We start from the raw sequence: 13,669 nt of genomic DNA on the forward strand, positions 1-13,669 counted from the left end.
GGATGCTTTCCATGACGAAATTCGTCTTAAGACGACCGGTTACTACCTTTCTTGTGGTAATCACCCTCATTTTCTTCGGTTTTATGAGCTTTACTACCATGAAAATGGAGTTGCTCCCCAATATGAACTTCCCCTACCTCATCGTGACCACCACCTATCCCGGAGCCTCTCCGGAGGATGTGGACGAGCTTGTCACCAAGCCTGTTGAGGAGGAGGTTTCCCTGCTTTCCGATGTAAAGCAGGTCAGATCCCAATCCAATGAAAACTTTTCCATGGTTATTGTTCGTTACAATTACGGTACGAACATGACCAAGGCCTATGACAGTCTGAAGAAAAAGATGGACGCCATTAAATCTTCTCTGCCGGAGGACGCCAAGGACATCAGCATTATGGAAGTGGATATTAATGCCAGACCGGGAATGGTTCTCTCCATCAACAATAAAAACGAGAGTCAGCTTTATAATTATGTAGAGAATAACATTAGGCCGGAGTTTGAAAAATTATCCACCGTGGCTTCCCTTTCTCTTTCCGGAGGACAGGAAAGCTATGTAAGAGTGGAGCTTTCCCCGGAAAAACTGCAACAGTATCATTTGACTATGGAACAGGTGGTGGGAATGATACAGGCTGCAAAGTTCACCTATCCTGCAGGAAGTACAAAGGTGGGAGATCAGGAATTATCCATCAGTACCGCTCAGGACTATTCCACCATTGAGGAATTACGAAAGCTTCCTATTACTACCGGAACAGGAAATACTTTGACCCTTTCGGATTTGGCTACAGTGGGTTCCGCCCTTTCGGATAAAAGCAGTATAGGACGATATAACGGCGAAGAGACCATTACCTTAAGCTTAAATAAGCTGCAGAGTAAGTCGGACATTGCCATGAGTAAGGATGTGAACACCTTAATCAAGAAATTGGAAGGGAAGAATCCCAATCTGGAAATTCATGTGATTTCCGATTCTGCGGATAGCATTAAGAGCTCCCTGTCCAGCGTATTTCAGACTATGATTATGGCTGTCGTGATTTCCATGCTGATTATCTTCCTTTTCTTTGGAGACATAAAGGCCTCCCTAATCGTAGGTTCCTCCATTCCCTTGGCGATCCTGGGAGCCGTCGTCTTTATGGGCGCAATGGGCTATAGCCTGAATATGCTGACCCTTTCCGCCCTGGTTTTGGGCGTGGGTATGATGGTGGACAACTCCATCGTAGTATTGGAGGCCTGCTTCCGAGCCATGGACGATTACGGAGAGCAGCAAAGAAGTCTGAGGGAAGCTGCTATCGATTCTGTCAGGGTAGTGGGAGCCTCAGTTTTTGGAGGTACTCTTACCACCTGTGTAGTATTCCTTCCCCTGGGTTTTTTACAGGGAATTTCCGGACAGTACTTTAAGCCCCTTGGCTTTACCATTGTCTTCTGTATGGTGGCCTCTTTGATTTCCGCAGTTACCATTGTGCCTCTTTGCTTTACCCTTTATAAGCCTAAGGAGAACAGTAAGGCGGTAGCTTACCGTGGAGTTCGGCTTTTACAGGATGTCTATAGAAACACCATCAGTAAATTTCTACGACATAAAAAAGTAGTGCTTGTAGCTACAGCCGGTATTTTAGTTATTTCTCTCTTCCTGGCGACACAGCTCAGAACAGAGCTGATGGCGGATATTGATACCGGAACCGTTGAAATCGGCATTACCCAAAAGCCCGGTCTTTCCATAGAAGAAAAGGAAAGGGTAATAAAAGAGCTGGAGGAGCTGGTGGCGAAGGATCCGGATACGGACCGTTATACCGCAACGGCGGGAGGCTCCGCTCTTTCCGCTCTGTACGGAGGAAGCACTGATCCTACGATTACGGTATATCTGAAAAAGGATCGTTCCATGAAAACTAAGGAAAAGGTAAAGGCATGGAAGAAGGCCTTGGAAAACCGGTCTCAAGAGGTTTTAAGCATAAAGTCCGTAAGTGATACCAGTATGAGCGGAGGAGATTACAGCCTCGGCAACAACTATGAAATTATTATTCAGGGATCGGATTTGGAAGAACTGCAAAGAAAGAGTAATGAACTTCTTTCTTTATTACAAAAGCAGAGCAGCCTCACCGGCATTCATTCCAGCCTGGAAAATGCAGCTCCCCTCTTGCAGGTGAAGGTAGACCCCATTAAGGCGGCGGCGGAAGGCTTAAGTCCTATTCAGATTGCCCAGTCCTTAAATACCGATCTTACCGGAAAAAAAGCAATGAAAATGACGGTGGAGGGGCAAAAGGTAGATGTGTGGGTGAATTATCCCAAAGATCAATTCGATAGCTTGGAAAAAGTGAAGTCCATTCGTTTTACCACGCCCACAGGAGCGCAGGTTTCCCTGGAAAGTTTGGCTACTGTAAAGTATGCGGATTCTCCGGCCAGCATTGAACGAGAAGATAAAAAATATCAGGCGACGATTACGGCAAATTATACGGATAGTGCTACCAGCAATACCAAGGCAGAGATTGATGAATTGGTGGGTAAGAATTTAGGAGAAAATATTTCCGTTGTGGCCAATTCTCAAACCCAAAGCATGAATGAAGAGTTTGCGGACCTGTTCCGTGCCATAGCCATTGCGGTCTTCCTGGTCTTTGTGGTGATGGCGGCCCAGTTTGAATCCACCCGATTCAGCTTTATGGTTATGACCACTATCCCCTTCTCCTTAATTGGTTCCTTCGGACTCTTGTGGCTCTTTGATGCCACCCTGTCCATGACCTCCCTTTTGGGATTTTTGATGCTGGTGGGAACTGTAGTAAACAACGGAATCCTTTATGTGGATACGGTAAACCAGTACCGTCAGGAAATGCCTTTGGAGAAAGCTTTGACAGAGTCCGGTGCCACCCGACTTCGTCCTATTTTGATGACCACGCTGACTACGGTATTGTCTATGATTCCCATGGCTTTGGGCTTCGGGGATAATGGCGCCCTGATGCAGGGGCTGGCCTTGGTAAATGTAGGAGGATTGGTGGCATCCACCTTGCTGGCATTGCTTCTACTTCCGGTGTACTACATGATTATCTATGGCAGGAAAAAACATATGATAAAAGTTTAAAGCCGACGGCGCAGCTTTGGTGCATAGCGTAAGGCGATATTTGGCAGGATAGTTGAAACTTATTTAGGAAAAAGAACACCAAAAGTTCACAGGATTGACGATTTTCGTTAAGAAATTCCGAGGAATATTATGTTATAGTAGAGAAGACTCCTTTTCTCTTAGTAGGGGCTGTAAGGAATAAATCATTCACTTTCTGCAGTACAGGGCTAAAATTGGGGCGGGCTCAGATTGCCCCCATCTTAGCCCCGTACTGCATAAAGGTAATTTGAATTTTATAAACCTTGCAGCCCCATGCTTAGAGAATCAGAGATTTTTTTTAGGAGAAGAAAATGAGAAAAAAGGGATATCCTATTAGTATAGCAATTGTTTTAGCGAGCCTGTCCTTTACCATGCCTGCCATGGCACAGAAGGTACCGGGCTTTTCCGATAATGTTTCCGTGGATCAGATGCAGACTTCCTTTGAACGGCAGCGTTCCGAGGAGGAGTGGGCAAAGCTTCGGGACAATGTGATTTCCTGGGAAGAAATCGGGGACTTGGTACACGAGTACAACCCTACCGTATCCAGTCTTTGGAGAAACTTCCGGGAAAGTGACAGCAAGGGCAGCTACAATGTCAATGTAGAGGATGCCAGAAATCAGGTGGAAGAAGCCTATGAAAAGGCATTGTCCGCAGCAGACGGAAACAGTGTGGCGGAGGCTCTGGCAGAAATGCAGTATCAGACCGACAGCAGCAATTTTTCCGCAGACACCGTGGCACAGAACGCAGACCGGGAGATTGCCAAGCTTTCCGTGGAGCAAACCGAGCAGAATACTATTGAGACCATTAAAAAGTCCTTCATTAGCAGAGAAAGCACCGGACTTCAAAAGCAAATCGATGCCTTATCTTTAGCAGATGCGAAAAGTGCACAGGAAAGCACCGAGAGAAAGAAAGCTATCGGAAAGGCCACCCAGATTGATGTGCTGACTGCTAAGGAAGCCTATGACCAGGCGAATCTGAGTCTTACGAAGAACAATTCCGCCTTTGATAAGATGACGGAGCTTTTACGGGTGAACCTGGGCTGGAAAGCTAGTGACACTCCGGAGATGCCTGTAATTCCAAGCCTTAGTGCGGAGCAGCTGGCGACAGTGAATTTAGAGGAAGATAGTAAGACGGCTTTACAGAATAACTATAGTCTTCGGATTTTAGAAAGAAAGCTAAACCTTTCCACAGGAGATGCCAACCGACAGAATCTGACAAGAAGCATTTCCGCAGCAAAGGAAAAGATTCAGTCCGATATGCTTTCCCGCTACCAAAGCTTAAAGCAGGCAGAGGAGGCGAAAAGACAGGCGGAGCTGCAGGCTTCCAACGCACAGCAGGCTTACCAAAAGGCAGAGCGTGGATATAAGCTGGGAAGTGTAAGCCGAGTGGATTTTGAAAAGGCGAAAAATGCTGCCGATACTGCAAGTCTTCAAAAGCAGCAGGCGGATTTGAAGCTTTATGAAGAATATTTGGATTATCAGGCCGGAAAGAATGGTTTGGCGACGGCAGAGTAAGAGAAAGGATACATTGAATCTTTTATGGAGAAGAAAAAGAATAAGATAAAATCCGCATTTGCTCTGGCTTTGAGCCTAGGGCTTCTCTGTCAAAGCTTCCCTGCTTTCGCAGAGGAGAAGCCTTGGGATGTGAATGACAACATCATTTCCTTCAGAGAAATCCCGGATCTTGTGGACCAATTCAGTACCGTGGCCAAGATGGAGCAGGATGCTTTGGCGCAAAGCACCGGCGGTATGGCTTCCGTACAAAAGGCGGTAAAGGACGAAAAGGCTGATATACTGGCGAATTTGCAGGAGAGCATTGACAGCTTAAAGGAGCAGAAGCAGGATACTACAGACCCTACGACCAAGGCTTTTTTGCAAAGCCAGATCAATCAGTTAGAAAAGGTAAAGAACAGCAAGAAGATTTTACCGGATATAGACAGCAGTCTGGCAGAGGTGAATCAAGGCCTGGTGCAGCTTTCCGAGACGGAAAAAAATATGAAGAAGGCGGAAGCCAAGACGGAAAAGGCGGTGAAGTCCGGATTTTATACCGGAAAAAAGCTCTTAAGTGACGGTATGCAAAATCTTTATTTCAGTGCCATTTCCTTGGAAAACAATAAGACGATGCTGGAAAAAAGAGTGGCCATGTTACAGGCAGGCTTAGAAAAGACGGAAAGACAGGCGCGCCTCGGACAGGCTACGGCAAATGATGTGAGCGCGGCAAAGCTTGCTTTGGACGGTGCGCAGTCAGATTTGCAAAAGGCTAAGGACGGTCTGGAAAGCATGAAGAGAAATATGGGGCTGAGCCTTGGATGGAGTATGAATACTTACTCTGCCATTCAGTTCGAAGCCATTCCCGACTATCCAAGAAATTATCTGTCAACAAGAGACTGGGGAAAGGACATTGATTCCGCCCTAAGTCATAACAGTGAACTGGGCAGTATTCTCCGCGTAAAGGATAATAACATTACCGGCTGGACGGAGAAGAAACAGAGTCAAAAGGAAAAAGAGCAGCAGATTCGAGTTTCCATGGAGGAGCTCAGACGGAATATTAGCGAAGCGGAAGCGGCATTAAATGCGGCAGAATCCGTTTCAGAGCTTGCCCGTTTACAAAAGGAAAAAGCAGAGCGGATGAATGCTCTGGGGCTTTTGGGAAGGGCGGATTTCCAAGGCTTATCCTTAGAAGCCTTATCCAAGGAAAATGCAGCAACCCAGGCAAAACTGGATTATAATCAGGCGGTCTTCCAATACGAAGAAGCGGTCGAGAGAGGGATACTTTCCACGGGGGAGTAATCCCTCTCTTTTTTTGGACAGCAGATATAGGAATCTCATGAAAATCCTTATGTGCAGAAGGCCTTATATTTCAGGAGGGATGAAACGTATTTTTTAAGAAAAGCTTATCCGAATGTGGAGTATAGGAGATTGAAGCGTTTTGTGTTATAACGGAAGAAACTGAAGAAAAATTCCAATAGCCAGAATGTATGTTCTGTGATATAATCTCTCGGCAAGCAGAAAACTAAGAAATAAAGGGAAAGAACAGTAGTCGGTAAGAAGCTAAAACCGATACAAGTAAGAATACAAAAAGTAAAGGAAGAAAATCATGGCAAACAAAGTAAGCAAGGCTCCTGTGGTAGCATTGGAAGATAGGGATGAAAAGTTAAAGGCGCTGGATGCGGCTCTAAGCAAGATTGAAAAGGACTGCGGAAAGGGTTCCGTAATGAAGCTGGGAGATTCCGGAGTGAATAAGGACATCTCTGTAGTGCCCACCGGTTCCTTATCTGTGGACATTGCTCTTGGAGCGGGCGGTTTCCCAAGGGGACGTATTATCGAGATCTACGGACCGGAATCCTCCGGTAAGACCACTCTCGCCCTTCATGCAGTGGCAGAAGTACAAAAGCGCGGAGGAATTGCTGCCTTTATTGATGCGGAGCATGCTTTGGATCCCCGCTATGCTCAGGCTATCGGTGTGGACATTGATAACCTCTATGTGGCACAGCCGGATTCCGGAGAGCAGGCCTTAGATATTGTGGAGACCATGGTTCGTTCCGGAGCGATGGACATTTTGGTTGTGGACTCCGTGGCGGCACTGGTACCGAAGGCGGAGATTGACGGAGAGATGGGAGACAGTCATGTGGGCTTACAGGCTCGTTTGATGTCCATGGCTTTAAGAAAGCTCACCGCTATTATTGCCAAGTCCAACTGTATCCTTATCTTTATCAACCAGTTAAGAGAAAAGGTCGGTGTGATGTTCGGTAATCCGGAAACTACTACCGGCGGACGTGCCTTGAAGTTCTATGCCTCTGTTCGTGTAGATATTAGAAAGGGAGAAAGCATTAAGACCGGAGACGGAGATTTCAGCGGAGCCCGTACCAAGGTGAAGATTTCCAAGAATAAGATTGCCCCTCCCTTTAAGAATGCGGAGTTTGATATTAGCTTCGGTTCCGGAATTTCCAAGGAAGGAGAAATTCTGGACCTGGCAGTAGAAAAGAAGATGATTGAGAAGAGCGGTGCATGGTTTGCCTACAACGGAGATAAGATTGGACAGGGCCGTGAGAATGCCAAGGCCTTTTTAAAGAGTCATCCCAGAATTATGGCGGATCTGGAAATTCAGCTTCGTAAGGAATACGGCTTAAAGGAAGACCCTTATTTGGAAGAGGTTTTAGCTTTTGTTCCGGAGGATGAGGATATGGATCTTACGGTTAGCCTGGCAGAGGAAACTGAGGAATAAGATTTGTTTTATGGGGGAGTGCGTAAGGCAGTCCCCTTTTTTATCAAAAGATATTTATTCTATATAGAAAAATTTTATAAAAAGTTATTGTATAAAAGGATGTGCCATAAAAAGAAATACAACATTTGTGGACGCTTGTGTAATAGGAGGCAAAGGGTGAAGGAATGGAATCCGGAGGAATTTCTTCGGGAACAGGCAGCAAGAAAACAAAAGGATAAAAAAGAAAGAAAGGAAAGAAAGGAAGGGAAAGCGGAAGAAGAACAATGGGAAGAAGTGGAAGCGGAAAACAGAGCGCCGACTTCCGTTATTTTTTCTTTGAAGGATACTGAGCCTGCTGAAATCGTCCTGAACCCCTTACGAAGAGAAAGTCTATCCGAAGAGGAAAGGCTTTATCAGCGTTGTAAGGAAAGAAGCCTCTATCTCTTAACAGGGGCGGCTAAGACGGAACGGAGACTTCGGGAAAAACTGCAAAAGTCCGAGCATTATACGGAAGAAATCATTGAAAGAACTCTTTCTTTCCTAAAGGAATACGACTATATCAACGACTACCGCTATTGTATGCAATATTTGGAGGAAAATGCCCATCGCCGTTCCGCAAAGGATATGCAGAGTAAGCTCTATGGTAGGGGCGTTGACGGTACTGTGATTCGAGAAGCCTTGGAAGATTTTCAAAGAAAGCATAGAGAAGAGGGAGTGGAGAACTCCTTCGAAGAGCAAGAAGAAACTAATCCGGAAAGAATTGCTTTAAGGCGCTGGCTGGAGAAGAAAAGTAGAAACATGGATTTATCGGATTGGAAGGAGAGGCAGAAGCTTACAGCCTCCCTGCTTCGAAAAGGATTTTCTTACAGTATGATTCAGGAATATTTGCAGGAGGAGTAGAAAACTATAAACAATAGAGGATATATTTTCCAAACCTAAGTGAGAAGTTATCACTTGGGTAATACAGATAAAGTATATCGGAAGGGGAAGTTTATGGAGGAATCAAAAGAAAAAAATATTGTAATAGATAAAAATACAATTAAAGAAAAGGTTTTCAAGATTAGACATCAAAAGGTTATGCTTGATTTTGAACTGGCTGAAATATATGGTTATTCTACAAAGAGATTTAATGAACAAGTGAAAAACAATGCTGACAAGTTTGATGAAGATTTTATGTTTCAACTATCAAAGGATGAGTGGGAAATTTTGAGGTCGAAAAATTCGACCTCAAATTCAGAGCAGGGATCCGGCGGTAGAAGATATCTCCCCTACGCTTTTACAGAGCAAGGAATTTATATGCTAATGACTGTGTTAAAAGGGGAACTTGCCACAAAACAAAGCAAGGCATTGATACGAATGTTTAAGCAGATGAAGGATTTCCTTGTTGAAAACAGTGAGTTTATCGATGCCAAAGCGTTTATACAAGTAGCAGCACAGACGACACAGAATACCAGAGATATAGCAACACTTAATAATAAGATAAGCACTTTGGCATCAAAGGAAGACTTTAAAAAAGTAATGGATAACTTTATAGATCCGAATAGCTATAAACATTTTCTGCTGATGAACGGAGAGAAGATTGAAGCTGATCTTGCCTATACTACAGTATATAAGTCTGCAAAGAAAAGCATTTTCTTAATTGATAACTACATAGGTCTAAAAACACTGGAATTATTGAGAGCTGCTAAGGATAATGTTGAAATTATAGTCTTTAGCGAAAATTTGAAAAACAAGGATATGCTCACGCGGAGTATTTTAAATGACTTTAAACAAGATTATCCCAACATCCAATTGAAAATAAAAAACGCAGGAACAATGTATCATGATAGATATCTTGCTATTGACTATGGTACAAATCATGAAGCTTTTTATTTTTGTGGAGCATCTTCGAAAGATGCAGGAAATAAAATATCTACAATATCCAAAATAGAAGAGTCTTTAAGAGATATGTATCATGACCTGTTTAAAGGAATGCTAAATAATGCAGACTTACAAATTTAATGCTATACAGGAGGATATTCTGTACTTTATAAACTCTTTAGAAATGGAAACTTGACATATCCTATTTAATTGCGTACAATCAAACCTGTAAAGAAAATCAATAATCACTTTTATAATTGTTTAAGGAGGAATGAATATGTCAGCACCAAATATTACTGCAGCAGAGTTTGAAGAGAAGGTACTACAGTCCAAGGAGCCGGTATTAGTGGATTTCTGGGCAGAATGGTGTGGACCTTGTAAGATGCTTTCTCCAATTATCGGAGAGATTGCAGCTGAGGCACAGGGCTTTAAGGTATACGCGGTTAATGCCGATGAAGAGCAGGATTTGATGGCTCGCTACGGTGTTCGTGCTATCCCAACCTTAATCGTATTTAAGGATGGCCAGGTCTACAAGCAGAATACAGGATTTATTCAGAAGGAACAGGTTTTAGATCTTTTAAAGTAATTTAACGGAGCATATTTTCTTTAAAGAAGGAAAGCAGTCTATTCTTTAGGGAAGATGAGTAGTTTGGGTCATAAGATATATCCTCTATAAGGAGGGGAAGAAGAGGGTGACTGCGGTCGCCCTTTTCTTGTAGAAAAGCAGAGTCATAGAAAGGAAAGAAAAACAATGCATGATATTATCATTGTAGGGGCGGGAACAGCGGGATTATCCGCTGCTATTTACGGACTGAGAGCCGGAAAAAGCGTATTGGTTTTAGAGCAGGCTTCATACGGCGGTCAGATTATCAACACTCCGGAAATTGAAAACTATCCGGCTATCCAGAAGATTTCCGGCTTTGAATTTGCTACAAACCTTTATAATCAGGCGAAAAATCTGGGAGCGGAGTTTGCTTTTGAAAAGGTTGAGGGAATCGAAGACAAGGGACAGTTTAAGGAAGTAAAGACCAAGGACAAGAGCTACGAAGGAAAAACCGTAATCCTTGCTACCGGTGCCAAGAACAGAAGCCTTGGCGTGGAAAAGGAAGAGGAGCTGGTGGGAAAGGGCATTTCCTACTGTGCAACCTGTGACGGAATGTTCTACCGTGGCAAGGTGGTAGCAGTAAACGGCGGTGGAAACACAGCAGTAGAGGATGCTACCTTCCTTTCCGATTATGTGCAGAAGGTTTATGTGATTCACCGAAGAGACGAATTCAGAGCGGACAAGGCGGAAGTAGATCGTTTGGTTGCAAAGCCCAATGTGGAACTGGTTTTGAATTCCACCGTAAAGAAGCTGGAAAGTGATGCTTCCGGCTTAACCGGTGTTGTAGTAGAGAATAAGAACGGAGAGGAAAGAACCCTGAAGGTGGACGGTTTATTTGTGGCCATTGGACAGGCACCGGACAATCAGGCTTTCTCTGAACTGGTAGAATTAGACGGTAAGGGATACATTTCTGCAGGAGAAAGTACCTTGACCAAGACTCCCGGCATTTTCACCGCAGGAGATTGCAGAACCAAGGCAATCCGCCAGCTGGCAACAGCAGCTTCCGACGGTGCCGTAGCAGGACTTGCAGCAGTAAGCTATATCAACGAAAAAGGACTATAAATGAAAGTAGATCGCGACTTAAGTTTGAGACTGGAAAATCAGCTTTGTTTTCCTCTTTATGCTTGTGCCAAGGAGGTCACAAGAAAATATAAGCCATTTCTGGATCCCTTGGATCTGACCTATACCCAATATATTGCCATGATGGTGCTTTGGGAGAAAAAAGAAGTGCGGGTAAAGGATTTGGGAGAAGCCCTATATCTGGATTCCGGAACCTTGACACCCCTTTTAAAAAGATTGGAGCAAAAAGGATTGCTTACACGCTCTCGCAATCAGGAGGATGAGAGAGCCCTTTGTGTACGCATTAGTGCAGAGGGAGAGGCACTAAAGCAGAAAGCCCTGTCCATTCCGGAGGGAATGCGGTCATGCATTTCTCTAAGCGATGAAGAGATGCAGGTATTGAAGAAATTATTGCATAGAACTTTAGAGGGATTGGAGGAGGACTAAGGTCCTCCTTTCTTTTTGTTTTTCCGCTATCGTTCTTCTGAAAGCTTTGGTAAAATAGGGAACAGTGTAAAGTTCGAGACAAGATTGGAGGAATAGATGGCAGAGTTTGATTATCTGGTAGTGGGTGCGGGACTTTTTGGCGCTGTTTTTGCTAGAGAGGCAAAGGAACGGGGGAAGAAGGTCCTGGTCATTGACAAAAGGAATCATATCGGGGGAAATGTTTACAGCTACGAGAAAAATGGCATCATGGTTCACCACTATGGGGCCCACATTTTCCATACCAACAATGAAGAGGTCTGGCAGTATGTGAATCGCTTTTCGGAGTTTAACCGCTTTACCAATTCCCCTATAGCCAATTATAAGGGGGAGATTTATTCCCTGCCCTTTAACATGTATACCTTCAATCGGATGTGGGGGGTAATCCGCCCGGAGGAAGCGAAAGAGAAAATCGAGGCGGAGCGAAAGGCGGCAGGAATCACCGAACCGAAGAACCTGGAAGAACAGGCCATTTCTTTGGTAGGAAGAGAAATCTATGAAAAACTGATTAAGGGCTATACCAAGAAGCAGTGGGGGAGAGATTGTAAGGAGCTTCCGGCTTCCATTATCAAAAGACTTCCGGTACGTCTAACCTATGATAACAACTACTTTAATGCCCTATACCAGGGAATTCCCAAGGCGGGCTACACCAAGCTGGTGGAAAATATGCTCTCCGATATCCCGGTGGAACTGTCTCAAAACTTCTTTGAGCATAGGGAAATGTGGATGGAAAAGGCGGAGAAAATTGTATTTACCGGTCCTATTGACGCTTTCTACGAGTATTCCTTGGGAGAGTTGGAATACAGGAAGGTGGATTTTGTGGTGGAAGAGCTTCCTATAGAGAATTATCAGGGAAATGCCGCGGTGAATTACACCGATGAAGAAAGTCCCTATACTCGAATTATTGAGCATAAGTGGTTTACCTTCGGAAAGAATCAGGAGGGAAAGGACATTCCCACCACCATCATTTCCAAAGAATACAGTGCAGAGTGGAAGAAGGGGGAGGAACCTTACTACCCGGTAAATGATGAGAAAAACCAGGCTTTGTATCAGCAGTACAAGGCCCTTTCCGAGAAGGAAGAAAAGGTGCTTTTCGGCGGCCGCTTGGGAGAGTACAAGTACTACGACATGGATATGGTAATTGCCTCCGCCTTGGACTTTTCCCAAAAGCATATAGGATGAGTGCTGGATCTGCGAAGTTTCATTAGATAAGGCTTGGAAAAGAGCAGAATAGATTAGCGGATATAAGCATAAATAGTCTTTATATCACAAGTAGCCTGTATCATAAGTAGTCAAGAATATAAAAGCTATTATCGGAAAGGAGGAGACTATGAAACCCATAGGACTTATGGGACGTGTGGCGGTAGGATTTGTGGTAACCACCCTTTTGCCTATTCTTTTATTTTATCTCTCCTTTCTGAAAATTATTCGTATCGGACAGGGGATTTTTATCCTGATTTTTGCGGGATTGTTTTTTATCGCTTGGATTTATAATGGTATTGTAAAGCCTGTGGATGAACTGAAAAATGCGGCGAAGCGTATCGGAGACGGAGACCTGGACTTCAGTTTGGAGGCAGAAAGTCACGATGAGTTCGGAGAGCTGACGCAGGCCTTTGAGAAAATGCGGATTCGCCTAAAGCAAAATCAAGAGGAAAAGCTAAAGGACGAGCAGGAAAACCGGGAGCTTGTCACCAATATTGCCCACGACTTAAAGACGCCCATTACCTCTATCAAGGGATATGCGGAGGGAATCCTGGACGGGGTAGCCTCCACCGAGGAGAAAAAACGAAAATACATCCAAACCATTTATCATAAGGCGGTGGAGATGAATCGCCTGATTGATGAGTTGAATTACTACGCCAAGATAGAAACCAATAGGATTCCCTATCATTTTTGCCAGTTGCCCGCCTTGGAATATTTTCAGGATTTCAGCGTAGAGGTGGCCATGGACCTGGATGCTATGGGCTATCAGTTTGAAACGGACTTTCTGGTGGAAGAATCCGTGGAGGTGATTGCGGATCCGGAGCAGCTTAGAAAGGTACTGAACAATATCATTTCCAATGCCATTAAATATATGGACAAGAAGGATCCGAAGATTCGCTTCGTACTTTCCGATGCGGGAGATTTTGTGGAGGTGGAGATTTCCGATAACGGAAAGGGAATCGAGAAAAAAGATTTACCCAATATTTTTGAAAGATTTTTCCGAACAGATGCCGCCAGAAATACGGAAACCGGCGGTTCCGGCATTGGCCTTTCTATCGTGAAGAAGATTATAGAAGACAGCGGCGGCAGAATCTGGGCGGAGAGCGAATTGGGAGAGGGAACAAGCATTCATTTTGTTCTACGAAAATGCTTTCCCCAGACAAGAATCCATTAAGACGGAGAA

11 protein-coding genes are annotated in these 13,669 nt (G+C 44.3%); all 11 read left to right on the forward strand.

The features are described from left to right. Nucleotides 1-2: 2 nt before the first annotated feature. A complete protein-coding gene (locus HNQ46_RS02340; RefSeq protein ID WP_183682512.1) occupies nucleotides 3-3,056 on the forward strand; it encodes an efflux RND transporter permease subunit in 3,054 nt (1,017 codons plus the stop codon). Between the two features lie 329 nt (nucleotides 3,057-3,385). Further along, nucleotides 3,386-4,588 (forward strand): TolC family protein, encoded by a 1,203-nt coding sequence (locus HNQ46_RS02345; protein ID WP_183682515.1) that lies wholly within the window; start codon nucleotides 3,386-3,388, stop codon nucleotides 4,586-4,588. A 24-nt stretch (nucleotides 4,589-4,612) separates the two neighbouring features. Continuing rightward, complete coding sequence (locus HNQ46_RS02350; protein ID WP_183682517.1) at nucleotides 4,613-5,863, forward strand: hypothetical protein; 1,251 nt, start codon at nucleotides 4,613-4,615, stop codon at nucleotides 5,861-5,863. Nucleotides 5,864-6,170: 307 nt separating this feature from the next. Then, nucleotides 6,171-7,298 (forward strand): recombinase RecA, encoded by a 1,128-nt coding sequence (gene recA / locus HNQ46_RS02355; protein ID WP_183682519.1) that lies wholly within the window; start codon nucleotides 6,171-6,173, stop codon nucleotides 7,296-7,298. Between the two features lie 156 nt (nucleotides 7,299-7,454). Next, nucleotides 7,455-8,177 carry a regulatory protein RecX gene (locus tag HNQ46_RS02360; RefSeq protein WP_330604499.1) on the forward strand — a complete coding sequence of 241 codons (723 nt, stop codon included), beginning with the start codon at nucleotides 7,455-7,457 and terminating at the stop codon, nucleotides 8,175-8,177. A 93-nt stretch (nucleotides 8,178-8,270) separates the two neighbouring features. Then, nucleotides 8,271-9,278, forward strand: coding sequence for an ORF6N domain-containing protein (locus tag HNQ46_RS02365; protein ID WP_183682522.1), 1,008 nt, complete (start codon nucleotides 8,271-8,273; stop codon nucleotides 9,276-9,278). A gap of 136 nt (nucleotides 9,279-9,414) precedes the next feature. Further along, a complete protein-coding gene (gene trxA, locus HNQ46_RS02370) occupies nucleotides 9,415-9,723 on the forward strand; it encodes a thioredoxin (RefSeq protein WP_183682524.1) in 309 nt (102 codons plus the stop codon). A gap of 165 nt (nucleotides 9,724-9,888) precedes the next feature. After that, complete coding sequence (gene trxB, locus HNQ46_RS02375) at nucleotides 9,889-10,803, forward strand: thioredoxin-disulfide reductase (protein WP_183682527.1); 915 nt, start codon at nucleotides 9,889-9,891, stop codon at nucleotides 10,801-10,803. Then, nucleotides 10,804-11,247, forward strand: a complete 444-nt coding sequence (locus tag HNQ46_RS02380) for a MarR family winged helix-turn-helix transcriptional regulator (RefSeq protein WP_007157055.1) — start codon at nucleotides 10,804-10,806, stop codon at nucleotides 11,245-11,247. It abuts the gene before it with no gap. A gap of 96 nt (nucleotides 11,248-11,343) precedes the next feature. Then, nucleotides 11,344-12,465 carry a UDP-galactopyranose mutase gene (gene glf / locus HNQ46_RS02385; RefSeq protein WP_183682530.1) on the forward strand — a complete coding sequence of 374 codons (1,122 nt, stop codon included), beginning with the start codon at nucleotides 11,344-11,346 and terminating at the stop codon, nucleotides 12,463-12,465. A 148-nt stretch (nucleotides 12,466-12,613) separates the two neighbouring features. Continuing rightward, complete coding sequence (locus tag HNQ46_RS02390) at nucleotides 12,614-13,660, forward strand: sensor histidine kinase (protein WP_183682533.1); 1,047 nt, start codon at nucleotides 12,614-12,616, stop codon at nucleotides 13,658-13,660. Nucleotides 13,661-13,669 lie beyond the last annotated feature (9 nt).

The sequence above is a fragment of the Oribacterium sinus genome, from assembly GCF_014202695.1.
In the GTDB taxonomy this organism is placed as follows: Bacteria; Bacillota; Clostridia; order Lachnospirales; family Lachnospiraceae; genus Oribacterium; species Oribacterium sinus.

Bases quoted from the DNA above. Each gene is read 5' to 3' on its own strand.
- HNQ46_RS02365 (WP_183682522.1), top strand. From the start codon at position 8,271: ATGGAGGAATCAAAAGAAAAAAATATTGTAATAGATAAAAATACAATT.
- trxA (WP_183682524.1), top strand. From the start codon at position 9,415: ATGTCAGCACCAAATATTACTGCAGCAGAGTTTGAAGAGAAGGTACTA.
- HNQ46_RS02380 (WP_007157055.1), top strand. From the start codon at position 10,804: ATGAAAGTAGATCGCGACTTAAGTTTGAGACTGGAAAATCAGCTTTGT.
- HNQ46_RS02390 (WP_183682533.1), top strand. From the start codon at position 12,614: ATGAAACCCATAGGACTTATGGGACGTGTGGCGGTAGGATTTGTGGTA.
- HNQ46_RS02350 (WP_183682517.1), top strand. From the start codon at position 4,613: ATGGAGAAGAAAAAGAATAAGATAAAATCCGCATTTGCTCTGGCTTTG.
- HNQ46_RS02345 (WP_183682515.1), top strand. From the start codon at position 3,386: ATGAGAAAAAAGGGATATCCTATTAGTATAGCAATTGTTTTAGCGAGC.
- glf (WP_183682530.1), top strand. From the start codon at position 11,344: ATGGCAGAGTTTGATTATCTGGTAGTGGGTGCGGGACTTTTTGGCGCT.
- trxB (WP_183682527.1), top strand. From the start codon at position 9,889: ATGCATGATATTATCATTGTAGGGGCGGGAACAGCGGGATTATCCGCT.
- recA (WP_183682519.1), top strand. From the start codon at position 6,171: ATGGCAAACAAAGTAAGCAAGGCTCCTGTGGTAGCATTGGAAGATAGG.
- HNQ46_RS02340 (WP_183682512.1), top strand. From the start codon at position 3: ATGCTTTCCATGACGAAATTCGTCTTAAGACGACCGGTTACTACCTTT.